Genomic DNA, 21,579 nt, shown 5'->3' on the forward strand with positions numbered 1-21,579 from the left:
TTAACATTTATCAATTAACATTTAACAGCCTTGCTGCTCACGTATGAGCCGGACTGCCTGGCAAGAGAACTTGTTAAATGATAAATGTTGATTGTTAAATGAAATGAGTTTTTTCAATACTAAAATCGAGAGTTTACGGGGGGTGGGCACCCAGCGCGCCACGCTGCTGCAAAAGGAGCTAAACATCTTCACCTACGGCGACCTGATCCAGCGCTACCCCTTCCGCTACCTCGACCGCACCCAGTTTTACAAGATTGAAGACCTGACTGAGGATTTGCCCTACGTGCAGGTGAAGGGCGTGCTGCGTAACCGCGAGGTTATCGGCGAAGGCCCCAAGAAGCGCATCGTAGCCAAGGTGTCGGACGGCAGCGCGGAGCTGGACCTGGTTTGGTTCAAGGGCGTGAACTACCTGGAAAAGGTGATTAAAAACCACCAGGAGTATATCGTTTTTGGCAAGCCCACCATGTTCAACGGCCGGCCCCAGATGGCCCACCCCGACCTGGAGGAAGTATCGGAAGCCAAGCCCGGCCAGAGCTATTTGCAGCCGGTGTACAACACCACCGAGAAGCTCAAGAACTACCACCGCATCGACAGCAAGGCCATTGCGCGGATGACGAGCGACTTGCTCAAAATCGCGCTGCCCCATGTGCAGGAGTCGTTGTCGCCGGAGTTGATCCGGCACTACAACCTGATGGGCAAGGCCGACGCCTACCAGCAGATTCACTTTCCGCAGAGCACCGAGCTATTGCAGGCGGCCCGGTTCCGGCTCAAGTTTGAGGAGCTCTTCTACGTGCAGCTCAAGCTGCTGCGCCAGCGTGACCAGCGCAAAGTGACCCTGGCCGGCCAGATCTTCAAGGAAGTGCCCACGCTGGTCGACTTCTACAAAAACCACCTGACGTTTGACTTGACCGGGGCCCAGAAGCGGGTCATCCACGACATCTACAAGGATTTTTGCGCCGGCAAGCAGATGAACCGCCTCCTGCAGGGCGACGTGGGCTCGGGCAAAACCATTGTGGCCTTCATCAGCATGCTCATGGCCGCCGACAACGGGGCCCAGAGCTGCCTGATGGCGCCCACCGAAATCCTGGCCGACCAGCACTACGTGGGCCTGAAAGCCTACGCCGACCAGCTCGGCATCAAGCTCGGCAAGCTCACCGGCAGCACCCGCACCTCCGAGCGGCGTGTGCTGCACGAGCAGCTCCGCGACGGTACCATGCACATGCTCGTGGGCACCCACGCCCTGCTGGAAGACGTGGTGCAGTTCCGCAACCTGGGTTTGACCATCATGGACGAACAGCACCGCTTCGGGGTGGCCCAACGCTCGAAGCTGTGGCAGAAAAACCCCCACGTAATTCCCCACGTGCTGGTGATGACGGCCACGCCCATTCCGCGGACCCTGGCCATGACGCTCTACGGCGACCTGGACGTGTCGGTGATTGACGAGCTGCCGGCCGGCCGCAAGCCCATCGTGACCGTGCACCGCTACGACGCCAACCGGCTCAAGGTATTCCAGTTTCTGCGCGACCAGATCAACCTCGGCCGCCAGGTCTACATCGTGTACCCGCTGATTGAGGAGTCGGAGACGATGGACTACAAGGACCTGACCGACGGCTACGAAAGCGTGGCCCGGGCCTTTCCGGAGTTTGAAATCAGCATCGTGCACGGCCGCATGAAGGCCGAGGAGAAAGATTACGAGATGCAGCGCTTCGTGAAGCGCGAAACCCAGATTATGGTGGCTACCACCGTCATTGAGGTGGGCGTAAACGTGCCCAATGCCTCGGTAATGGTCATTGAAAGCGCCGAGCGGTTTGGCCTTTCCCAGCTCCACCAGCTGCGGGGCCGCGTGGGCCGGGGCGCCGACCAGAGCTACTGCATCCTGATGACGGGCTACAAGCTCAGCAAAGACAGCCGCATCCGCATCGAAACCATGGTACGGACCAACAACGGCTTCGAAATTGCCGACATCGACCTGAAGCTGCGCGGCCCCGGCGACCTGATGGGCACCCAGCAAAGCGGCGTGCTCGACCTGCTCATTGCCGATCTGGCCAAGGACGGCCGCATCCTGACCGAAAGCCGGGCGGCGGCCCAGCAGCTTTTGGCCGAAGACCCCAGCCTAAGTCAGCCCCAGAACCTGAACATCCGGCGCCACATCGAGTCGTTGCCCGCCACGGCCGTCAACTGGAGCCGGATCAGCTAAGCGGGTAGCTACCCGTCGGGCCCAAACGTTTGCGCATAAAAAAGGCGACTTAACAAAGTCGCCTGCCGATTTATTCGAATGATTCCGCTGAACGGGAAGAGGTAGTGGGGGCCGTTGCCTGCCAGAGTCGGCTGCCGCCGCCGTGCGAGGTATTCGCTAGCCTTACCTGTCGGGCAAAAAAGGAAGCAGCCTGAACCGGCGTTTCCTGGGAGCCGGTTTTAGCCGCCGCAACGGGTGCAGCAGGGCCTTTGGCCAACTTTCCAACTACAATCAGAGCAAAAAGCAGAACGAACTTAAGTAGAAATTTCATAGGGATGGGGTACTAAGCAGCAAGCCGCGCCGACAGCACAAAGTTTGAGCCAAAAGCCGGATTTACAGCGAAAAAGAGAAAATTTTTAGTCAACATTCGTGTACGCTTTACACGAAGTCAGCAACCGGGCGTATAACTCCGGGTTGTTCGGGCCAGAATACGCGCCAACTGGGCGTGGCCTCGGGCATTTTGGTGCGAAGAGCCTTTTGCCAGTCGTTACTTTTGACAAAGTAACGCAGCAATGCCCTCAGTAGCGGCTATCGAAACGTTATGATAGCATGAACAAATCGGGATGACCCAGGCCGGTTGCCATCGGGGAGCGTGGCCTTTACGGGCGCCGGCCGAAATTGGATACCGATAGACAGTACAATTTTTTGTTCTTTGCACTTTCTCCCACTTAACTACCTTTTTACGTGCGCTTTAAATATCTTCTTTCGGTTGGCGCATTGCTGGCTGGCCTGTCGGCGCAACCTCTCGCTGCCTTCGCCCAAAAGGTAAAGTCAGCCCCTTTCACCTACTTACCCGAAAGCACGGAAGACCGTTACAATCAACGGGTAACGCGCAAAATGCTGCCACTGGCGGGTGGTGGTTTCGTGATTCTGGCTCACAAAGCCGCCACGCAGTACGCCGTGGAGCGCTACGATGCGGAGCTGAAGCAGCTCTGGACGGCGGCCGTTCCGGTGGCTGAAGGCGAAAGTGTGGAAGCCTTCGGGCGCGGGTCTGAGCAGGCCTACGTCGTGATTCATCAGAAAGACAATGCCAATCAGAACCTTTCGGCCGTATTGGTTGATTTGCGTACCGGTCAGAAGGCCGCGCCCAAAAAGCTGATCGACGCCTCGGCCCGCGACCGGCGCCCCGGCGTGGCCGTCTCCCCCGACGGCTCGAAGCTGGTGGCCTTCCGCTACCTCACCCGCGACGTGCAGATCCGGGCCATTAGCGCCGTGGTGTACGATCAGAAGCTCGCCAAGCTCAAGGACCGCACCTACGACTTCCACGACCTGGGCGACTTCTTCTCCCCTACCGTGCACGTCGGCAACGACGGTACCCAGTACGTGGCCCTCATCAGCGACCAGATGAAGAAGCTCACCGTGCGCCGCTACCTCAACGATAAGCCCGAAACCAAAATCATGTCGGTGGCCGTGGGCGGCACGTTCGGGGGCAAGGCCGTAACGGTGTTCGACGCCAAATTCGGTCTGCAGCCCGACAACACGCTGTACGCCGCGGCCATCTGCACCGAGCGGGAAACGGGCCAGTACTACAGCCTCAAAGTGGTCAAGTTTGACTTCGCCGGCGAAGGCGACATGAAGTTTGCCCCCGAGTTTCGCTTCACCCCCGAGTACCTGGCCGAAGTCAACAAAGCCGGCCAGACCAGCGCCAAGCGCCTGGAAGACGTGTACCTCTCCGAGCTGCTGCTGACGGGTGAAAAGCAGCTGGTCGTTATTGCCGAGAAGAAGTATGAGGAAGGCGGCGACGAGTCGCCGGTGCACGCCCGGGAGCTGCACGTATTCGGCTACAACGAGTTTCAGAGCCCGACCTGGCACAGCATCATCGCCAAAGACCAAGTGGCTCCACCCGCGGAGTCCTTCACCGGCATTGGCTTCCGCGCGGCCGTCTTCGGCCCCGAGGTGCAGATTCTGACTCAGGAGAAAATCAAGGGCAAATCGGACCTGTACGTGCGTCAGGTGAACGTGCAGACTGGCGTGGTGTCGGCGCCCAAGGGCCTCGGCCTGAGCGTGGCCAGTGACCAGAATCTGGCCTACGTGAAGGACTTCACCGGCTGGCTCGACGCGAAAACCATCATTGGGGTGAGCCGGCCCAGCAAGAAGTCGGCGGCGCTGATGCTGAACAAGATTGTAGTGAAGTAATGCTGGACTTCTATTGCATTGCCGACGCCAAGCCCACCCCCCGGCCGGCTGAGCTGTCGGATCTGACCCTGGCCGGGCAGCTGTCGGAGGCCGATTTTGAGCATTTGCAGCAGGTGCGCATCATCGAAAGCCGCCTGAGCTATTATGATGACTTCCGCTGGAGCAGCAGTGTAGTCAAGATAAAGATGCAACTACTGCTGCACCAGCAGCCGGAACTGCCGTCAACGGCGGCACTTGCGACTCCGGAGCATACGCTTTTTCTTATTCTGCTGAATGCCTCAGCCCAACAAGCTGGGCTAGTGGCAAGCGCAGAGTAAGCCCCCTGCTGATACATTCATACATAAGAAAGGCCGATCCTGAGCTCAGGATCGGCCTTTCTTGTTACTTAAATACTGCTTAGAAGCTGTACTCGTTGGCGGCAATCAGCACGTCGGCTACGCGGCGGCGGGCTTCCTTGGCGTTGTAGAGGTCGGCCTTGGTGAAGCGCTTCAGGCCCATAGCCAGCAGCTTCTGCTCGTCGCCCTCGGTCATGGTGCCGATGGCGTCTTTGCCGAACTTGTTCACCTGGTCTACGGTGTCGTAGAGGTAGATGCGGGCAATGTCGATCTGGGGCGCTACGGCCTCTTCGCCTTTCACGCCGGCTTCTTTCTCCACGCGCAGAATAGTGCTTTCGGCGGTGTAGACCTTGATAGCCATGTCGGCAATGTTCATCAGGACTTCCTGCTCTTTGGCCAAGGAGTTCATGTACTTCTGCACGGCCGTACCCGCTACCATCAGAATGGCCTTCTTCAGCTTGGCAATCGTCTTTTTCTCGGTGGCAAACAGGCCGGTTTCTTCCTCGGTGTTGAAGTCCGGAATGGCCATCAGCTCCTGCTGCACGGCCTGGGCGGGGCCCATCAGATCCAGCTCGCCTTTCAGGGCCTTCTTCAGGATCATGTCGACGGCCAGCATCCGGTTGATTTCGTTGGTGCCCTCGAAGATGCGGTTGATGCGCGAATCCCGGTAGGCGCGGTCCATGGGGTAGTCGGCCGAGAAGCCGTAGCCGCCGTACACCTGCACGCCTTCGTCCACCACGTAATCCAGCACTTCCGAGCCTTCTACTTTCAGAATGGCGCACTCCACGGCAAACTCGCGGGCGGCCCCCAGCAACGCTTCGTTGTGGCTCTGCCCTTTGGCCAGCAGCTCTTGCTCCATGCGGGCAATGTCCATACCGGCGCGGTAGATGGCCGACTCGACGGCGTAAATCCGCACGGCCTGCTGGGCCAGCTTGAACTTGATGGCGCCAAACTTGGCAATCGGCATCTTGAACTGCACCCGCTCGTTGGCGTACTTCACGCTCAGCGTCGAAGCCATTTTGGTAGCGCCCAGGCAGGCAGCGGCCAGCTTGATGCGGCCAATGTTCAGAATGTTGAAGGCAATGAGGTGACCCTTGCCGATTTCACCCAGCACGGCCGACTTCGGCACTTTCACGTCCGAGAGAAACACCTGGCGCGTCGACGAGCCTTTGATGCCCATCTTGTGCTCCTCGTTGCCGAGGCTCAAACCGGGCGTGCCTTTCTCCACGATGAAGCCGGTGAACTTGTCACCATCCACCTGAGCGAATACCACGAATACGTCGGCGAAACCACCGTTGGTAATCCACATCTTCTGGCCGTTGAGCACGTAATGCTCACCGTCTTCGGTCAGGATGGCTTTGGTTTTGGCCCCCAGCGCGTCGGAGCCCGAGCCGGGCTCGGTGAGGCAGTAGGCCCCCATCAGCTCCCCGCTGGTCAGGCCGGGCAGGTACTTGGCTTTCTGCTCGTCGTTGCCGAAGTACAGAATGGGCAGCATGGCAATGCCGGTGTGCGCGGCAAAGGCAACGGGGAACGAGTGGCCACCGCCCACGCCTTCCGTTACGCGCAGCGAGGTGGGGAAGTCCATGTTCAGTCCGCCGTACTCCTCGGGGATGCTCACCCCGAACAGGCCCAGCTGACCGGCTTTTTCCATCAGGCCGCGCATCAGGCCTTCCTCGTGGTTGTCGAGGCGCTCCAGCAGGGGCTGCACTTCTTTTTCCACGAAGTCCAGCGCGGTCTGGTGCATCATGTTCTGCTCCTCCGAGAAGTCGGCGGGGGTGAATACGTCGTGGGCGTCGGTTTCCTTGATGATGAATTCGCCGCCTTTAACAAGCTTTTGGGATACTTCCATGGCCAGGGTGAGAGTTGGGTTAAGGAATGTGTTGAGTCGAAAGTCTGAGGGCGAAGTACTCGGCTTGCCTACTATTTATAACGCTAAGCAGCCCGAATACATTCGTACCGAAATATACGAAATAATGTTATGCTTGCCGAGTACTTTGCCCGAAAAAAAGAAGCCCCAGCGCACTGAGGCTTCCAAATTCACTTATTGGTCGCGAAACGGGCCGTAGTAGGCGTCGGTCAGCTCGGAGCTGGTGGCCTGGGCTACTTCGGGGCGGGCCGTGAGCCACTGCTGGAGCTGGTCACGCTTTTCCCGGGCCTGCTCCTGCGTCAGCCGCTTCACGGGCGTGGCCGCGAAATCGTCGAGGGCCCCGCCGATAATCAGCTCGAAGGTTTCAATCTGTTCGAGCAGCACGTCCGAAAAATCCAGGTAGCTGTCGGGCTTGTCGTCCGTGAGACGGTAGGACACGTTCCAGCTGAATTCCTTGAATTCCTGGCGGTGGGTTTTCTTACGCAGGCGTTTTTTCATGACCTAAGCTAAGCAAGAGCTTCGACTCGGGCCGGGCGCGGCCTGAGTTTTCTGGTGGAAAGACGCTGCCACGCTTTCCGGCCAGCCCGGCCCGGGTCGAAGCAGGGAGAGTTACTTCAGCAGCTCGTAGATGCCGGCTACGCCCTGGCCGCCGCCCACGCAGGCGGTTACCATGCCGTACTTCTGGCCCCGGGCCCGCAGCTCATGGAACAGCTGAATGCTGAGCTTGGCGCCCGAGCAGCCCAGCGGGTGACCCAGGGCAATGGCGCCACCGTTCACGTTTACCTTGCTCTGGTCCATGTCCAGCTCGCGCATCACGGCCAGGCTCTGGGAAGCAAAGGCCTCGTTGAGCTCAAACAGGTCGATGTCAGCGAGCTTCATGCCGGCCTGCTTCAGGGCTTTCGGCACGGCCTTGATGGGGCCCATGCCCATGATGCGCGGGTCGATGCCTTCGGTGGCGTAGGTCACCATGCGGGCAATGGGCTCCAGGTTGAGCTCCTTCACCATGCGCTCCGACATGACAATCACGAAAGCCGCGCCGTCGGAGGTCTGGGACGAGTTACCGGCCGTAACAGTGCCGTTGGCGGCGAATACCGGGCGCAGCTTGCCCAGGGCTTCTACCGAAGTGTCGGCGCGGGGGCCTTCGTCGGTATCGACGACAAACGAGCGGGTTTTCTTCTTGCCGGAAGCCGGGTCGAGGTAGGTTTCCTCGACGGTAATCGGCACAATCTGCTCCTTGAACTTGCCGGCCTCAATGGCCTTGATGGCCTTTTGGTGCGAGTTGTAGGAAAACTGGTCCTGGTCTTCGCGGGAAATCTTGTAGTCGTTGGCTACGGCTTCGGCCGTCAGGCCCATACCCAGGTAGTAGTCGGGGTGCTTCTGGGACAGGTTGTAGTTGGGCACCGTCTTCCAGCCTACCGTCGGCACCATGCTCATGCTTTCGGTACCCCCGGCCACGATGCAGTCGGCCATGCCGGCGGCAATTTTACCGGCGGCCATAGCAATGGTTTCCACGCCCGAGCCGCAGTAGCGGTTCACAATCAGGCCCGATACGTTCATCGGCAGCGCCAACAGCGAAATCAAGCGGCCCATCTGCAGGCCCTGCTCGGCTTCCGGCACGGCGTTGCCCACAATCACGTCGTCGATGCGCGTGGGGTCGAGGGCGGGCACGGAGGCCACCAGGTGTTTGATGACGTCCGCGGCCAAATCGTCGGGACGAGTGAAGCGGAAGCCGCCGCGGTTTGCCTTACCAACCGCAGTGCGGTAACCGGCTACGATATATGCGTTCATTGTAGTGAAGTCTTAGAAAGAGGTGGGATTAGAGCTACTTTTTTCTAGTTCCCCTCCTCAGAGGAGGAGGGGCTAGGGGTGGTTGAGACGGTAGAACAGTTTTTAGTTTTATTTCTAAAATCGTTCAACGTTGGTCAACCACCCCGCCCTTCGGGCACCCCTCCTCATCTGAGGAGGGAACTAGTTTTCTACCTCTAGTTTCTCAAAGGTTTGCCGGTGGTCAGGATGCTCTGGATACGCTCCAGGGTTTTCCGCTCGCCGGTCAGGCTCAGGAATGCTTCGCGCTCCAGATCCAGCAGGTACTGCTCGCTCACCTGCGTCGGCGACGACAAGTCTCCGCCGGTCATCACGTAGGCCAGCTTGTTGGCAATCTTCACGTCGTGGTCGGAAATGTAGTTGCCGGCCCGCATGGCGTGCACGCCCGTCAGGAACATGCCCAGCGCGCCGCGGCCGTGCACCTTGATGTCGGTTTTCTGCACGGGCTGGGTGTAGCCGGCTTCGGCCAGGGCAATGGCTTCGGCCTTGGCCTGGGCAATGAGGCGGTTGTTGTTCACTACCACTTCGTCGCCGCGGCGCAGGAAGCCCAGGTCGAAGGCCTCCGCGGCCGAAGTCGAAACCTTGGCGGTGCTGATGGTCACAAAGGCGTTGCGGAGCAGGTTGAACTCGGGCTCCCCCTCTTCGTACTTGGCGGCCGTGCGCAGGGTCATTTCCTTGGTGCCACCCCCGGCCGGAATCAGGCCCACGCCGAATTCCACCAGACCCATGTAGGTTTCGGCGGCAGCTACTACTTTATCGGCGTGCAGGTTCAGCTCGCAGCCGCCGCCCAGGGCCAGGCCGTGGGGCGTGCCCACCACCGGAATGCTGCTGTAGCGCATGCGCATCATGGCATTCTGGAACTGGGCAATCATCATGTTAATCTCGTCGAACTCCTGGTCGAGGGCGTACATGTACACCAAACCCAGGTTGGCGCCGGCCGAGAAGTTGGGCGCGTCGTTGCCGACCACCAGGCCGCGGTAGCCCTGCTCGGCCATGTCCACGCCCTTCATCAGGCCCTGGATGACGTCGGAGCCCAGAGTGTTCATCTTGGAGTGGAACTCCACGTTCAGGATACCGTCGCCGAGGTCGATAACCGAGGCGCCGGCGTTTTTCCACAGGACTTTGCCTGTAGCGCGCAGGTTGTCGAGGATGATGAAGTTCTCCACGCCGGGAATCGCCTGGTACGACTTCGACTCCAGGTCGTAGAATTGCTTCACGCCCTGCTCATTCACCTTGTAGAAGGTCGAGTTGCCGGCGGCCAGCATATCCTCAATCCAGGGCGCTACGGTTTTGCCGTGGGCCTGGGCCAGCTCCAAACCTTTCTGCACGCCCAGCGCGTCCCAGGTTTCGAACGGACCCAGCTCCCAGCCGAAGCCGGCACGCAGCGCGTCGTCAATCTTGTAGAGCTGGTCGGTGATTTCCGGAATCCGGTTCGAGACGTAGGCAAACAGGCTGCCGAAGCTCTGGCGGTAGAAGTCGGCGGCTTTGTCTTTGCCAGCTACCAGCACTTTGAACCGGTCGGCGACCTTGTCAATAGCCTTGGTAGCTTCCAGGGAAGCAAACTTCACCTTCTGGCTGGGCTTGTACTCCAGCGTGTTCAGATCCAGGGCGTGGATTTCGGACTTGCCGCCCGCGCCCTTTACTTTCTTGTAGAAACCCTGGCCGGTTTTGTCGCCGAGCCACTTGTTCTCACCCATTTTCTTCACGAAGTCGGGCAGTACAAATACGTCCTTGGCTTCGTCGTTGGGCAGGCCCTGGGCCAGGCCGTTGGTTACGTTGATAGTCGTGTCGAGGCCCACCACATCGGAAGTGCGCAAGGTAGCCGACTTGGCGTGGCCGATAACCGGGCCGGTCAGCTTGTCGACTTCCTCTACCGTGAGGCCCAGGCGCTGCATGGTCTGCATCACGTCGAGCATGGCGAATACGCCCACGCGGTTGGCAATAAAGCCGGGCGTGTCCTTGGCCAGCACCGTGGTTTTGCCCAGGTACAGGTCGCCGTAGTGCATCAGGAAATCAACTACCGACTGGTCCGTTTCGGGGGTCGGGATGATTTCGAGCAGCTTCAGGTAGCGGGGCGGGTTGAAAAAGTGGGTGCCGGCGAAGTGCTTGCGGAAATCCTCCGAGCGACCTTCGGCCATCAAATGAATCGGAATACCCGAAGTGTTCGACGTAATCAGGGTGCCGGGCTTGCGGAACTGCTCGATCCGCTCAAACAAGCTCTTCTTGATGTCGAGGCGCTCCACGACTACCTCAATCGTCCAGTCGCACGAGGCAATGTCCTTGAGGTTGTCGTCGAAGTTGCCGGTCTTGATGCGCGAGACGTCGGCCTTGCGGTAGAGCGGCGAGGGGTTCGACTTCACGGCCGCGTCGAGCGAGGCGTTGACGATGCGGTTTTTCACCGCCGCCGCGTCGAGCTTGAGGCCCTTCTTTTCCTCGTCGGGAGTCAGCTCCTTGGGAGCAATATCGAGCAATAACACCTGCACGCCGATGTTGGCGAAGTGCAGCGCAATGCGCGAGCCCATCACACCGGAGCCCAATACGGCTACTTTTTTGATAATACGATTCATTCGGGAAGGAATGAGGTGGGTGAGAAATGAAAGATTCAGGTGGAAAGCCTGGCGCTCAACTACTCGTCATGCCGAGTTAATCAGAACACGCAGGCACGCTACTTGGTTGGCTGTCAGGAAGCAAAACACTCCGAGCCCCCAGCCGTTAAGCCGCGGATTCGGAGCGCAGGGGTTTGAGCTTAAAATCGTCGAAGAGGGTTTTACCCTCAATCATGCCGGTAATCTGGCCCACGACCTTGAACATGACGTCCAGCTGGGCCTGGGGGATTTTCTCCCGCACCTTCTGGTTGAAATGCCGCACGGTCTGGCGCGAAACTTCCTTCTTGCGCAGGCCTTCCTCGGTCAGGAAAATGCGGACCGAGCGTTTGTCCTGGGTATCGGCCTGCTTGTAGATCAGGCCCTTTTCCTCCATCGAGCGCAAAATGCGCGTCAGGCTCCGGGTTTCGAGCCCCAGCAAGGGCGCAATTTTGGTAGCCGGAGTACCGAGTTCCTGGTCTATATTGAGCAGGACAAAGCCGATGCTGGTGGTAATGTCGTGCTTGGCGGCCTGCGTATTGTACATGCGCGAAATGGCGTGCCAGGCAACTTTGATGTTATAATCGACGGTTTCTTCCGGTGTCATGGGGGTGGTGAAGTCCGGTAAACATACAAAGAATATGTTATGCTTGCATACTAAATAACCAGAAAAAAAGTTTGGGGCCGGGCGCCATTTCCTTTCCGGAGATGGCGCCCGGCCCCAAACGTATTTCGGCGGTACTGCCTAGTGCTTAGCGGTGCGCCTCCTGGTTGTAGAGCGACTCAATCAGGTCCTTGTTGTTCTCGGTGATGATCTTGCGCTTCACTTTCATGGTGGGCGTCATCTCGCCGGTTTCCACGGTCCACTGGTTGGGCAGCAGCACGATTTTCTTGACCTGCTCCCACTGGGCGAAGTTCTGGTTGTACTTCTTCACCAGGTCCTCGTACATCTGCACCACCTTCTCGTTCTTGACCAGTTCGGCGTTGGAGCAGTTGCAATCCACGCCGTTGCGCTTGCACCAGCCCTTCAGGTCGTCGAACGAGGGAATAACCAGGGCGGCGGGGAATTTCTGGTCGGCCCCCACCACCATGCACTGCTCCACCAGCGGCGACTCCTTGAGCTTGCCCTCAATGACCTGCGGGGCAATGTACTTGCCGCCCGAGGTCTTGAACATCTCCTTTTTCCGGTCGGTAATCTTGAGGAACTTGCCATTGACAAACTCGCCGATGTCGCCGGTGTGGAACCAGCCGTCGGCGTCGATTTCCTTGGCCGTCAGCTCGGGCTTGTTGTAGTAGCCTTTCATCACCGAGGCCGACTTGGTCAGGATTTCGCCGTCGGGGGCAATCTTCACCTCCATGTTGTCGATGAGCGGGCCGACGGTGCCAATCATGTTGTTTTCGGGCTCGAAGCCGCCCACGGCAATAACGGGCGAGGTTTCGGTCAGGCCGTAGCCTTCCATCACCCGAATGCCGGCCGACCAGAACACCCGGGCCAGGCGCGGCTGCAGGGCCCCGCCGCCACTCACGATGCACTTCAGGTTGCCGCCCAGCGCCTCGCGCCACTTATTGAAGATGAGCTTGTTGGCCAGGGCCAGCTGGGTGTTGTAGAAGAAGCCTTGGTCTTTCTGGGTGTCGTACTTCAGGCCCAGATCCAGGGCCCAGAAAAACAGATTCTTCTTGACCCCTTCCAGCTCGTGGCCCTTGGCCACGATCTTATCGTAGACTTTCTCCAGCAGGCGGGGCACGGTGGTGAAGATTTCGGGCTTCACCTCGCGCAGGTTGTCGGCAATGACCTCCATGCTTTCAGCGTAGTAGATGCTCACGCTGTTGATCATGTAGAGGTAGGTCACCATCCGCTCGAAGATGTGGCAGAGCGGCAGAAAGCTCAGGGCCTTGTCGTCTTTGGTGACGGGCACGAAGCGCTGGGAGTTGCGGCAGTTGCTCAGGATGTTGTCGTGGGTGAGCATCACGCCTTTGGGGTTGCCGGTGGTGCCGGAGGTGTAAATCAGGGTGAGCAGGTCGTCGGGCTGCACGGCGGCCTTGAGCGGCTCCAGGGTGGCCACGTCGCCTTTTTTGCCCATTTCGAGCAGCTCGCTGAAGTGGCGGGCCCCGGCCACCTTATCGAAGGTAAACACGTGCTTAACCTCGGGCAAATCGGCGGTGGCTTCCTTTACCTTGGCGTAGAGCTTTTCATCGGCCACGAATACGGCCTTCACGCCGGCATCGGTAAAGATGTACTTGTAGTCTTCGACCGTGATGCTGGGGTACATCGGCACACTGGTGGCGCCAATCTGGCTGATACCGAAATCGGCAAACATCCACTCGGGCCGGTTCATCGAAATGATGGCGACTTTATCGTCCTTTTTGAGGCCGAGCTGGAGCAGGCCCAGGCTCACCTGGTTGGCGTGGTCGATGACCTGCTGGGTGCTGATTTTTTGCCAGGTTCCGTCGATTTTGGCCGCCAGGGAGTCGGCTTTCGGGGCGGTGGCGAGTTGGTGCGAGAGAATATCAAACGAGCGGCGGACTTCCATTGTAGAGTGAGTACGAAGAGGTGGGAAACGCGGAGAAAAGAGAGCGAAAAGCCCGGTTCTATAACGTTAAGCTGGGCAAAGCAGTCCGGGCTGGGTAGCCAAGACTGCTTAAATAAATAGATTTTTTAGCGCAAACCCTATTACGGCTCAGCTTGGGGGTAAGGTTGAAACCGAAAAAATGGAAGGGCTGGCGGGTTTTCCTTAGTTTTGTCTGCCTGCACTGTCCGCGCCCGATGAATCTGGCCATCTTCTTTGATCCGCTCCGCGAGGAGCTTACCGCCGCCTCGGCTGCCTCTACTACGCTCGCCAACTACGCGACGCGCTTTCTGGACTCGTTTCCGGACTGGCGCACGGCCGACCTTGCCCTGATCGGGCTGAACGAGTGGCGGGGCAGCGCCGGCGGGGAGCCCGCCGTGCACGGGGCCGACGAGGTGCGCCGCCGCTTCTACCAGCTCCAGAAAGGCACCGGTAGCCTGCGCATTGCTGATCTAGGCAACCTGCGGCCCGGCCTCACCCTGGAAGACACTTACCTGCGCCTGCGCGAAATCGTGGCCGCGCTGCTGGAACAGAACACGGTGCCCATCCTGCTCGGCGGCAGCCAGGACCTCGACTACGGGCAGTTTCTGGCCTACGAAACCCTGGAGCGGCCCGTGAGCTTTGCCATGGTCGACTCGCGGGTGGACATGGCCGAGCACGACACGGCCCCGCCCGAAGACGCCCACCTGCGCCGCATTCTGATGCACGAGCCCAACTTCGTGTTCAACTTTGCCCAGCTGGCCCACCAGCAGTACCTGGTGGCCCCCGACGTGCTGGCCGCCCTCGAAAAGCTGCACTTCGAAACCCTGCGCCTGGGCCAGGTGCGCGACGATATCCGCCAGGCCGAGCCCCTGCTGCGCCAGGCCGATTTCGTGAGCTTCGACGTGGCCGCCCTGCGCTGGAACGACGCGCCGGCCTACTGCCCCGCCAACCCCTTCGGCCTCACCAACGAGGAAGCCGCCAAGCTGGCCTGGTACGCGGGCCACAACGACCAGCTCAGCTCCTTCGGCCTCTACGGCTACCGCCCCGACCACGACACCCACGGCTTGGCCGCCTCGGCCCTGGCCACCATGCTGTGGTACTTTATCGAAGGCTTCTACCACCGCCGCAACGAAACCGACTTCCAGAGCCGCCGCTTTATCCGCTACGCCGTGGGCCTGCCCGGCTCCCCGGCCAAGCTGGTGTTCTACAAAGCCAAGCGCACCGAAAAGTGGTGGCTGGAAGTGGAAAGCCTGGCCGACAGCGCCATCAAGCGCATCGTGCCCTGCAGCTACGAAGACTACTTCAAAGCCGCCCAGGGCGACCTGCCCAACCGCTGGATTCTGACCCAGGCGCTGTTGGGTTGATGATTGCTGGGTGTTGATTGTTGATTGTTTTTCGCCTGTGCTTCGTGCCAGTCCTATTTCTGAAGTCAGTTGATAACCAATGAATACGCTACCACCTGAGTCAAACAACGACCAACATTCAGCCCTTGACAATCAACAATCAACGCCCAACAATCAGCTCCCAACCTACTCCCGCGCCCAGCTGGCCCTGCGCAACGGGCAGGACCGGGACGAAATCTGGGTGGGCTACAACGGGCTGATCTACGACGTGACCCGCTCCCGCCTCTGGCGCCGCGGCAACCACTACGAGCACTGGGCCGGCCAGGACCTGACCAAAGAGCTACAAAAGGACGCCCCCCACACCGAGCACGTCTTCGACAAGTTCCCCGCCATCGGCCGCCTGCGGTGAATGAGTGAAGTGGTGAATGAGTGAAGTAGCCTACGACCCCACAATGGGCCAGTTGAACTCCTCTCCCACGCATTCCCTCATTCACTGCTTCCCTCACCGCCCACTTCACTCATTCACTCCTTCACTCATTCACCGTGAGCACCACCGAAAGTCCTTCCCACTTCAACGACCTCGAAACCCTCTCCACCCGCGAGCTGCTGGCCGGCATCAATAGCGTGGATCAGACGGTGCCGCAGGTGGTGGCCCAGGCCCTGCCCCAGATTGAGCCCCTGGTCGAAGCTACCGTGGAGCGGATGCAGCGCGGCGGCCGGCTGTTCTACATCGGGGCCGGCACCAGCGGGCGGCTAGGTATTCTCGACGCCTCGGAGTGTCCGCCCACCTTCGGCGTGCCCCAGGGCCTGGTTATCGGCCTCATTGCCGGCGGCGACTCCGCCATCCGCCAGGCCGTGGAAAACGCCGAGGACGACGCCCAGCAGGCCTGGCGCGATTTGCAGGCCCACGACATCAACCCCAACGACATGCTCGTCGGCATTGCCGCCTCGGGCCGCACGCCCTACGTCGTCGGCGGCCTGGCCATTGCCCGCCGCCACGGCATTGCCACCGGCTGCATCGTCTGCAACCCCGGCTCCTCCATTGCCGCCCTGGCCGATTATCCCGTTGAAGTCGTGACGGGCCCCGAGTTCGTGACCGGCAGCACCCGCCTCAAGGCCGGCACCGCCCAGAAGCTGGTGCTCAACATGCTCACCACCGCCACCATGATTCGCCTCGGCCGCGTCAAAGGCAACAAGATGGTCGACATGCAGCTCAGCAACCTCAAGCTCGTCGACCGCGGCGAAAAGATGATCATGGACGAGCTCGGCATCGAACAGCCCGAAGCCGCCGAGCTACTCCGGAAGCACGGCTCGGTACGGGCCGCCATTGAGGCCGGGCGGAATTAATTGCAGATTGACATGCTTAGTAGGTTAATGCGGCCCCACTTGGGCAAAACGGCCATAGCCCTTGTTGGCTGTCAGCTATTACTACTGCGCTTTATTCTGTCACTGGAAGCCGACGACGTACTTGATAGTCTGGCTACGGGAGGATTTCTGCTGCTGCCTCTCTGCAGCCTACTGTTATTGATATCTTTCTACGCGTTCCGGGAACGGCGCTGGATATTGGCTTCCACCACAATGCTTTTCACCCTCCCAGCTGTTACAATAGGCTCCTTATCAATTTATTTACTACACTACTGAGGTATTCATCCCTCAGCTAAGGTTGAGCCATTTCGTCAAAGAAAATGTACTGGCTGTCTCCTCACCAGCCTCCTTACTGGCCCTTACTGGCGCGAGTTTAGGCGCAGCCGTAACTCGTGCCAGTAAGGGGGAGTTTGCAACTCCACTGCCGCGCCAGCGGCAAGCCGGAACCGCGCCGAGAGCAAACCGCTGCAACAAAAAACGCAGCCTACCCCACCCGCAGCAGCAACAGCCCAAACTCCGTCTGCTCCCCCAGAAACTCTTGCAGCTGCGGCAGCCGGGCCAACAGAAACTCCGCCAGCCTCGCGACCGGCACCTGCGCGTTTTGCACCGCCACTACGCGCGGCGGGAATCCCTCCGTAACTACCAGCCGCAGAAAATCCTCGTCCTTAGTCACGATATCATAGCCGTGCTGCCGGGCGTAGCGCCAGATAGTCGTGTCCGGGCTGTTTTCCATTCCAACTTCCCGCACGTGCACCACCGCCGCGCAGTAGGGGCGCAGATACGCCGCCAGGCGCCACGAGACATTCTCATCCAGCAGCAGCCGCATCCTCTACGCCACCGACAGCAGCACCACGCTTTCCTTGTACGCCGCGTACAGCAAACAAGCCCGCACCTGCTCCGCCCCGATAGCCGGAAAATCCTCCTGAATATCAGCCGCACTCATGCCGTTGGCCAGCATTTCGAGCACCTCCGCCACCGTCGTGCGCGTACCCTTCACCACTGGCTTGCCAAAGCGCACCTGTGGGTTCAGTTCGATAAAAGCGGTAATAGCGGCAGTATCCATAGCAGCAGCAATAAGCGGGAGTCTCCAAATATACCCAAAAAAGGGCGCCCACCGGGCGCCCTTTTCCATTCCAAACGCGGCCCGCGCTATTCCGCTTTCCGCTCCTGCCGCACCCGCTTCAGCAGCTCCTTCACCGTGTAGCCCTTCAGCCGGGCCTTGTCTACGCCCCGGTAGAGGCTTTTGCCATCGGCCAGCACGTGCTGCATGGCTGCGTAGAGGTGATTCAGCACCGCCACGTTGGCCGCCGTCAGGCGCTGGCTGTTGGTCTGGGTAGCATCCTGGGCGGCGCTGTCCTGCATCAGCGACTGGTGCAACGTGCGCAGCCGGGCGGTTTCGGCCGCCGCGTGGCCCTGCTCGGCCAGGGCCGCCGCGTTGTCGTCCAGGTTGCGCAGCAGCAGCTTCAGGGCCGTATCCAGCCGCTCCCGGTCCTGTAGCTTCAGCGCGGCGCGCGCGGCCTGCAGGCCCAGGGCCTTGAGCGGCACCGTGAGGCCCTCGGCCCGCCGGGCCCGCGCCTCCAGCCGGTTCAGCAGGGCCGGCAGCGCCGCCCCCGTCTCGGCCATCCGGGCCCCCAGGGCCGCGGCCTGCCCCTGCCCCACCCGGGCACTCACCACCGCGTCGGCCGCCGTCAGCCGGGCATCGTAGTCGGGCAAAAAATCCTTGGTGTACACCTTCGGCAGCAGGTCCACGAAGTCGGCCTCGTCCTGGGTGTACTGGTCGCGCAGCAGCTTGGCCAACGGCACCAGCTCCTCGTTGCGAAAACTAAAATCGGCATTGCTCACTCCCATATCAAACAAGTAGGTAAGGTGGATAATACCAGTAAGCTATAACTATTTACCTTCCGCTTCAACTGAATTTTTACCCTCTACAAGCCTCCCCGTTTTCTCCCGCCCTGCGCTACGCGCTGCCACGCCGGCCTCCCGCACGGAGCAACCTTCTACCCCGGCGGAGCGGCTTCCAACCCCAACGGAGAAGCTTACAACCCCGACGGAGAAGCTTCCAACCCCGACGGAGACGTTGCTAACCCCGACGGAGACGTTGCTAACCCCGACGGAGCAGGCTCCAACCGCCACGGAGCAGGTTTTCACCATGCCGGAGAAGCTTTCAACCCCGGCGGAGAAGGTTCCAACCCCGACGGAGCAGCTCCCGCCCGCCACCTAGTCCACCCGAATCCAGCGCAGCACGAAGGTGGCCGTGTTGAAGGTCTGGGTGTTGCGCAGCCAGAAGCGCACGGTGTTGCTGTTCACGTGCTCGTAGCTCACGCCCACGTATTCGGCCCCGGTGCCGTTGGTTTGGTCCAAGGACAGCATCAGCGTGGGCTGGTAGCCTAGGTTGTGGTTCCAGTCGATGGAGAGGCTGCTGTTGGCCGGCAGCCGGGTGGTGCCCGCGTTGTAGGTCGTCTGCCGGATGCTGCCGCTCACGTCCAAGGTCCGCTGCGGGTTGGTGGTCCCGATGCCCACGTTCACGGCGAAGGGCCCCGTGCCGCCCAGCACCACCGAGTTGCTGCGGCTCACCTGGGCCCGAAACCCGATGGCCGTGGTGTTTTCCAGGTTGAAGCTGGTCGGCCCGGCAAAGGCGCCCACCGCCGTATTGCCGCTGCCGATAGTGGTGGCAAACCCGCTCTGGTAGCCAAAAAACGTGTTATTGAGGCCCGTCGTCACGTTGGCGCCGCTCTGAAAGCCGCCCAGCGTGTTGCTGTAGCCGGTCGTCACGTTCTGCCCGCTCTGGTAGCCCACCAACGTGTTGGAATTGGCCCCCGAGGCCAGGCTGGCCCCCGCCTGCGTGCCCACCAGCACGTTGCCGGTGGCGCCCAGGTCCAGGCCGCCCTTACTGCTCACGCCCACGCCCGCCGTGCCCCCGTTCCCTACAATCTTGTAAGTACCCAGGTTGATGTTCCTGGTGGCCGTGTGGTTGCCCAGATTGTCGCCCCCGCGCAGCCGGTCGGGCACAAACAGCCACTGCCCGCCCAAGGCGTACCACAGCCCCTGCCGACCGTTTTTCTGAAATACCATCAGCCCGTCGGGCGGGTTGATAATGCCCACCCGCTGCACTGAGTCCAGGCGCGGAATCAACAGGCCCTGGTTGTTGTTGGGCGCCACAATGTCGAGCACGGCCTTGCTATTGGGAGTAGTAGTGCCAATGCCCACGCTCTGGGCCTGGGCCGGGCAGTGGCTGAGCCCCACCAGCAGCAGGGCCGCGCCCAGCCCAAGCCGGGAAGCAGTCAGCGGAAAGAAAACACGCGAAAAAGACATAGCAAAACGGAGCATAAAAGCAGGAATAAGGAAGCCGCCGAACGGGTGGTTAGTCCACCCGAATCCAGCGCAGCACGAACGTGGCGGTAGAAGCGTCGCTGTTGTTGCGCAGCCGGAAGCGCAGCAGGTTGTTGTCGGCGTGCTCGTAGCTCACGCCCACGTATTCAGCCGAGCCCCCACCCGTCTGGTCCCGGCCGACGATAATCATGGGCCGGTAGCCCAGGCCGTGGTTCCAGTCGTAGGAGGTGGCCTCGCCCGGCTCCAGCGTAAAGGAGCCGGCGGTGTAGGTGGTTTGCCGGATGGTGCCGTTCACGTCCAGGGCCCGCTGCGGGCCCGTCGTCCCAATGCCCACGTTGTCGAGCGGGCTGCCGGGGTAATAGTTGCCCAGCACCAGCGTATTGGGCACGTTCCCGATGCTGGTATAGCCCACGGCAATCATGTTGCGCGGGTTGGGCGTTTGGGCCGTGGGCTGAATCTCCAGGCGGGCATACGACCCGATGGCCACGCTGCCGCCCACGTCGTTGATGGAGCCCAGCACCGTAGTGCCGGCATTGTCGCCGATAAAGGCATTGCTGCCGCCGGTCTGGATGGAGTAGCTGCTGTTGTTGCCCCAAAACTCGTTGCTGCTGCCCGTCGTCAGCTGCCAGCCCGCCTGGTCGCCCACCAGCCCGTTGGTGCTGCCCGTCGTCAGCGACTCGCCGCCCGAGCCCACGATGAAGTTGCTGGTGGCGCTGCCCATATCTATTCCGCCCTTGCTGTTCACGCCCACGCCCACCGTGCCGCCGTTGCCCAGCAGCTTGTTGGTGCCCAGGTTCAGGTTCTGGCTGGCCGCGTGGGAGCCCAGGTTGTCGGGCCGCTTGCCGGCCGGGGGCAGGTACAGCCACTGTCCCCCGAAAGCGTACCACAGCCCCGGCCGCCCGTCTTTCTGGAACACCATCAGCCCGTCGGGCGGACTGGCAATAGCCACGCGCTGCACCGAGTCCAGGCGCGGAATCAGCAGGCCCTGGTTGCCGGTGGGCGAGGAAATATCCAGAATAGCCCGCCCGTTGGGCTGGGTCGTGCCCATGCCGACGCTCTGCGCCGCGGCCGGATTACCGCCCAGCAGGGCCGCCACGCCCAGGAGCCCGTAGTATTTTATCATAACCAAACCGCCGTGCTAACGCCTAAGAAACCACGATGAAGCAGCGAAAATAACCCCGCGCCCGTACATTTCCTACGCCATAGGCCCGCCCCGCCTGGGCGTAGCGCCCGGGCATATTCCCGGCCGGCCCCGGAGCTTTTTCCGCCGCCCGTTGTTGATCTGTTGTACTACCAACCGCTGCCCGCCCGTGCATACCATCGAGCCCCACTACAACTGGATTGACCAGTATTCCGCTTCCGAAGACCCCCGCTCCCCCCTGTTCGAAGCCGAAAACAGCCTCGATACCTTTACCAATACCATCTACGGGTACTACATCCACCCCCAGTGGGACAGCCTCGACTCCGACACGCTGTTCCTCAAAATCCTCTTCGTCGACTACGACGAGGGCATCGGTATCATCGAGTTTATCGGGGAGTGGAACGACGCCATCGAAAACGACATCATGAGCCTGAAGCGCAACATCATTGATTTGATGGTCCACGAAGGCATCCGCAAATTCATCCTCGTCGGCGAAAACGTCTTCAACTTCCACGGCTCCGACGACTCCTATTACGAAGAGTGGTTCGAGGACGTGGAAGACGGCTGGATTGCCGGCATCAACTTCCAGGAGCACGTCATCCGGGAAATGCACCAGTTCAATGTGGATAACTACGTCAACTTCGGTGGACAACTCGACGAGCTACCCTGGCGCACCTACGAGCCCCGCAAGCTCTTCAAGATGGTCGACAAGCTGATCCGCTACCGCCTGGGCTAAGCGAGATACTATGAACGTCATTCCGAGCAAAGCCGAGGAATCTCGCGGGCAATGGTAATCTGTTACTCTGGCAACGTCAGCCAAGCGAGATTCCTCGCGGGGCTCGGAATGACGTTCTGAATATGTTCTTCCTTC

General features: G+C 60.4%; 18 protein-coding genes. 7 read left to right on the forward strand and 11 right to left on the reverse strand.

Annotated elements, in window-relative coordinates; all coding sequences use genetic code 11:
- Positions 1–103: 103 nt before the first annotated feature.
- From recG to E5K00_RS20150, 3 genes are all read left to right on the forward strand, one after another.
- Complete coding sequence (gene recG, locus E5K00_RS20135; RefSeq protein ID WP_135465116.1) at positions 104–2,197, forward strand: ATP-dependent DNA helicase RecG; 2,094 nt, start codon at positions 104–106, stop codon at positions 2,195–2,197.
- Positions 2,198–3,073: 876 nt separating this feature from the next.
- Positions 3,074–4,372 carry a hypothetical protein gene (locus E5K00_RS20145; protein ID WP_135465118.1) on the forward strand — a complete coding sequence of 433 codons (1,299 nt, stop codon included), beginning with the start codon at positions 3,074–3,076 and terminating at the stop codon, positions 4,370–4,372.
- A complete protein-coding gene (locus E5K00_RS20150) occupies positions 4,372–4,689 on the forward strand; it encodes a hypothetical protein (protein ID WP_135465119.1) in 318 nt (105 codons plus the stop codon). The genes E5K00_RS20145 and E5K00_RS20150 overlap by 1 nt, the downstream gene beginning before the upstream one ends.
- A 79-nt stretch (positions 4,690–4,768) precedes the next feature.
- Here the strand turns inward: E5K00_RS20150 and E5K00_RS20155 are convergent, their stop codons facing one another.
- The 6 genes from E5K00_RS20155 to E5K00_RS20180 form a co-directional block, all read right to left on the reverse strand.
- Positions 4,769–6,556 (reverse strand): acyl-CoA dehydrogenase family protein, encoded by a 1,788-nt coding sequence (locus E5K00_RS20155; protein WP_135465120.1) that lies wholly within the window; start codon positions 6,554–6,556, stop codon positions 4,769–4,771.
- A gap of 192 nt (positions 6,557–6,748) precedes the next feature.
- Positions 6,749–7,072 carry a 50S ribosome-binding protein YggL gene (locus tag E5K00_RS20160; protein ID WP_135465121.1) on the reverse strand — a complete coding sequence of 108 codons (324 nt, stop codon included), beginning with the start codon at positions 7,070–7,072 and terminating at the stop codon, positions 6,749–6,751.
- Between the two features lie 111 nt (positions 7,073–7,183).
- On the reverse strand, positions 7,184–8,362 hold the full coding sequence (locus E5K00_RS20165) for an acetyl-CoA C-acyltransferase (protein ID WP_135465122.1): 1,179 nt from the start codon (positions 8,360–8,362) through the stop codon (positions 7,184–7,186).
- A 194-nt stretch (positions 8,363–8,556) separates the two neighbouring features.
- A complete protein-coding gene (locus E5K00_RS20170; RefSeq protein ID WP_135465123.1) occupies positions 8,557–10,965 on the reverse strand; it encodes a 3-hydroxyacyl-CoA dehydrogenase/enoyl-CoA hydratase family protein in 2,409 nt (802 codons plus the stop codon).
- 145 nt (positions 10,966–11,110) lie between these two features.
- On the reverse strand, positions 11,111–11,587 hold the full coding sequence (locus E5K00_RS20175) for a MarR family winged helix-turn-helix transcriptional regulator (protein ID WP_135465124.1): 477 nt from the start codon (positions 11,585–11,587) through the stop codon (positions 11,111–11,113).
- Between the two features lie 145 nt (positions 11,588–11,732).
- Entirely contained in the window at positions 11,733–13,511 is a 1,779-nt protein-coding gene (locus tag E5K00_RS20180) for an AMP-dependent synthetase/ligase (RefSeq protein WP_135465125.1), read from the reverse strand.
- 233 nt (positions 13,512–13,744) lie between these two features.
- Between E5K00_RS20180 and E5K00_RS20185 the strand changes: the two genes are divergently transcribed.
- The 3 genes from E5K00_RS20185 to murQ all read left to right on the forward strand — a co-directional run bounded on the left by E5K00_RS20185 (position 13,745) and on the right by murQ (position 16,219).
- Positions 13,745–14,893 carry a formimidoylglutamase gene (locus E5K00_RS20185; RefSeq protein ID WP_135465126.1) on the forward strand — a complete coding sequence of 383 codons (1,149 nt, stop codon included), beginning with the start codon at positions 13,745–13,747 and terminating at the stop codon, positions 14,891–14,893.
- Positions 14,894–15,074: 181 nt separating this feature from the next.
- Complete coding sequence (locus E5K00_RS20190) at positions 15,075–15,281, forward strand: cytochrome b5 domain-containing protein (protein ID WP_245328404.1); 207 nt, start codon at positions 15,075–15,077, stop codon at positions 15,279–15,281.
- Positions 15,282–15,415: 134 nt separating this feature from the next.
- Entirely contained in the window at positions 15,416–16,219 is an 804-nt protein-coding gene (gene murQ, locus E5K00_RS20195) for an N-acetylmuramic acid 6-phosphate etherase (RefSeq protein WP_135465128.1), read from the forward strand.
- Positions 16,220–16,721: 502 nt separating this feature from the next.
- Here murQ and E5K00_RS20200 read toward each other — a convergent pair.
- The 5 genes from E5K00_RS20200 to E5K00_RS20220 form a co-directional block, all read right to left on the reverse strand.
- A complete protein-coding gene (locus E5K00_RS20200; RefSeq protein ID WP_135465129.1) occupies positions 16,722–17,063 on the reverse strand; it encodes a DUF5615 family PIN-like protein in 342 nt (113 codons plus the stop codon).
- Positions 17,064–17,066: 3 nt separating this feature from the next.
- A complete protein-coding gene (locus E5K00_RS20205; protein ID WP_135465130.1) occupies positions 17,067–17,300 on the reverse strand; it encodes a DUF433 domain-containing protein in 234 nt (77 codons plus the stop codon).
- An 86-nt stretch (positions 17,301–17,386) separates the two neighbouring features.
- Positions 17,387–18,085 carry a hypothetical protein gene (locus E5K00_RS22900; RefSeq protein WP_167856968.1) on the reverse strand — a complete coding sequence of 233 codons (699 nt, stop codon included), beginning with the start codon at positions 18,083–18,085 and terminating at the stop codon, positions 17,387–17,389.
- A gap of 369 nt (positions 18,086–18,454) precedes the next feature.
- A complete protein-coding gene (locus E5K00_RS20215; protein ID WP_167856969.1) occupies positions 18,455–19,549 on the reverse strand; it encodes a hypothetical protein in 1,095 nt (364 codons plus the stop codon).
- A gap of 49 nt (positions 19,550–19,598) precedes the next feature.
- Positions 19,599–20,690: a hypothetical protein gene (locus tag E5K00_RS20220; protein ID WP_135465132.1), complete on the reverse strand. Its 1,092-nt coding sequence runs from the start codon at positions 20,688–20,690 to the stop codon at positions 19,599–19,601.
- Between the two features lie 187 nt (positions 20,691–20,877).
- Between E5K00_RS20220 and E5K00_RS20225 the strand changes: the two genes are divergently transcribed.
- A complete protein-coding gene (locus tag E5K00_RS20225; protein WP_135465133.1) occupies positions 20,878–21,444 on the forward strand; it encodes a hypothetical protein in 567 nt (188 codons plus the stop codon).
- Positions 21,445–21,579 lie beyond the last annotated feature (135 nt).

The organism is Hymenobacter aquaticus (assembly GCF_004765605.1).
Classification (GTDB): Bacteria; Bacteroidota; Bacteroidia; order Cytophagales; family Hymenobacteraceae; genus Hymenobacter; species Hymenobacter aquaticus.

Excerpts from the sequence above, each read along its gene's own strand:
- recG (WP_135465116.1), top strand. The coding sequence starts at position 104 with ATGAGTTTTTTCAATACTAAAATCGAGAGTTTACGGGGGGTGGGCACC.
- E5K00_RS20145 (WP_135465118.1), top strand. The coding sequence starts at position 3,074 with ATGCTGCCACTGGCGGGTGGTGGTTTCGTGATTCTGGCTCACAAAGCC.
- E5K00_RS20150 (WP_135465119.1), top strand. The coding sequence starts at position 4,372 with ATGCTGGACTTCTATTGCATTGCCGACGCCAAGCCCACCCCCCGGCCG.
- E5K00_RS20155 (WP_135465120.1), bottom strand. The coding sequence starts at position 6,556 with ATGGAAGTATCCCAAAAGCTTGTTAAAGGCGGCGAATTCATCATCAAG.
- E5K00_RS20160 (WP_135465121.1), bottom strand. The coding sequence starts at position 7,072 with ATGAAAAAACGCCTGCGTAAGAAAACCCACCGCCAGGAATTCAAGGAA.
- E5K00_RS20165 (WP_135465122.1), bottom strand. The coding sequence starts at position 8,362 with ATGAACGCATATATCGTAGCCGGTTACCGCACTGCGGTTGGTAAGGCA.
- E5K00_RS20170 (WP_135465123.1), bottom strand. The coding sequence starts at position 10,965 with ATGAATCGTATTATCAAAAAAGTAGCCGTATTGGGCTCCGGTGTGATG.
- E5K00_RS20175 (WP_135465124.1), bottom strand. The coding sequence starts at position 11,587 with ATGACACCGGAAGAAACCGTCGATTATAACATCAAAGTTGCCTGGCAC.
- E5K00_RS20180 (WP_135465125.1), bottom strand. The coding sequence starts at position 13,511 with ATGGAAGTCCGCCGCTCGTTTGATATTCTCTCGCACCAACTCGCCACC.
- E5K00_RS20185 (WP_135465126.1), top strand. The coding sequence starts at position 13,745 with ATGAATCTGGCCATCTTCTTTGATCCGCTCCGCGAGGAGCTTACCGCC.
- E5K00_RS20200 (WP_135465129.1), bottom strand. The coding sequence starts at position 17,063 with ATGCGGCTGCTGCTGGATGAGAATGTCTCGTGGCGCCTGGCGGCGTAT.
- E5K00_RS20205 (WP_135465130.1), bottom strand. The coding sequence starts at position 17,300 with ATGGATACTGCCGCTATTACCGCTTTTATCGAACTGAACCCACAGGTG.
- E5K00_RS22900 (WP_167856968.1), bottom strand. The coding sequence starts at position 18,085 with ATGGGAGTGAGCAATGCCGATTTTAGTTTTCGCAACGAGGAGCTGGTG.
- E5K00_RS20215 (WP_167856969.1), bottom strand. The coding sequence starts at position 19,549 with ATGTCTTTTTCGCGTGTTTTCTTTCCGCTGACTGCTTCCCGGCTTGGG.
- E5K00_RS20220 (WP_135465132.1), bottom strand. The coding sequence starts at position 20,690 with ATGATAAAATACTACGGGCTCCTGGGCGTGGCGGCCCTGCTGGGCGGT.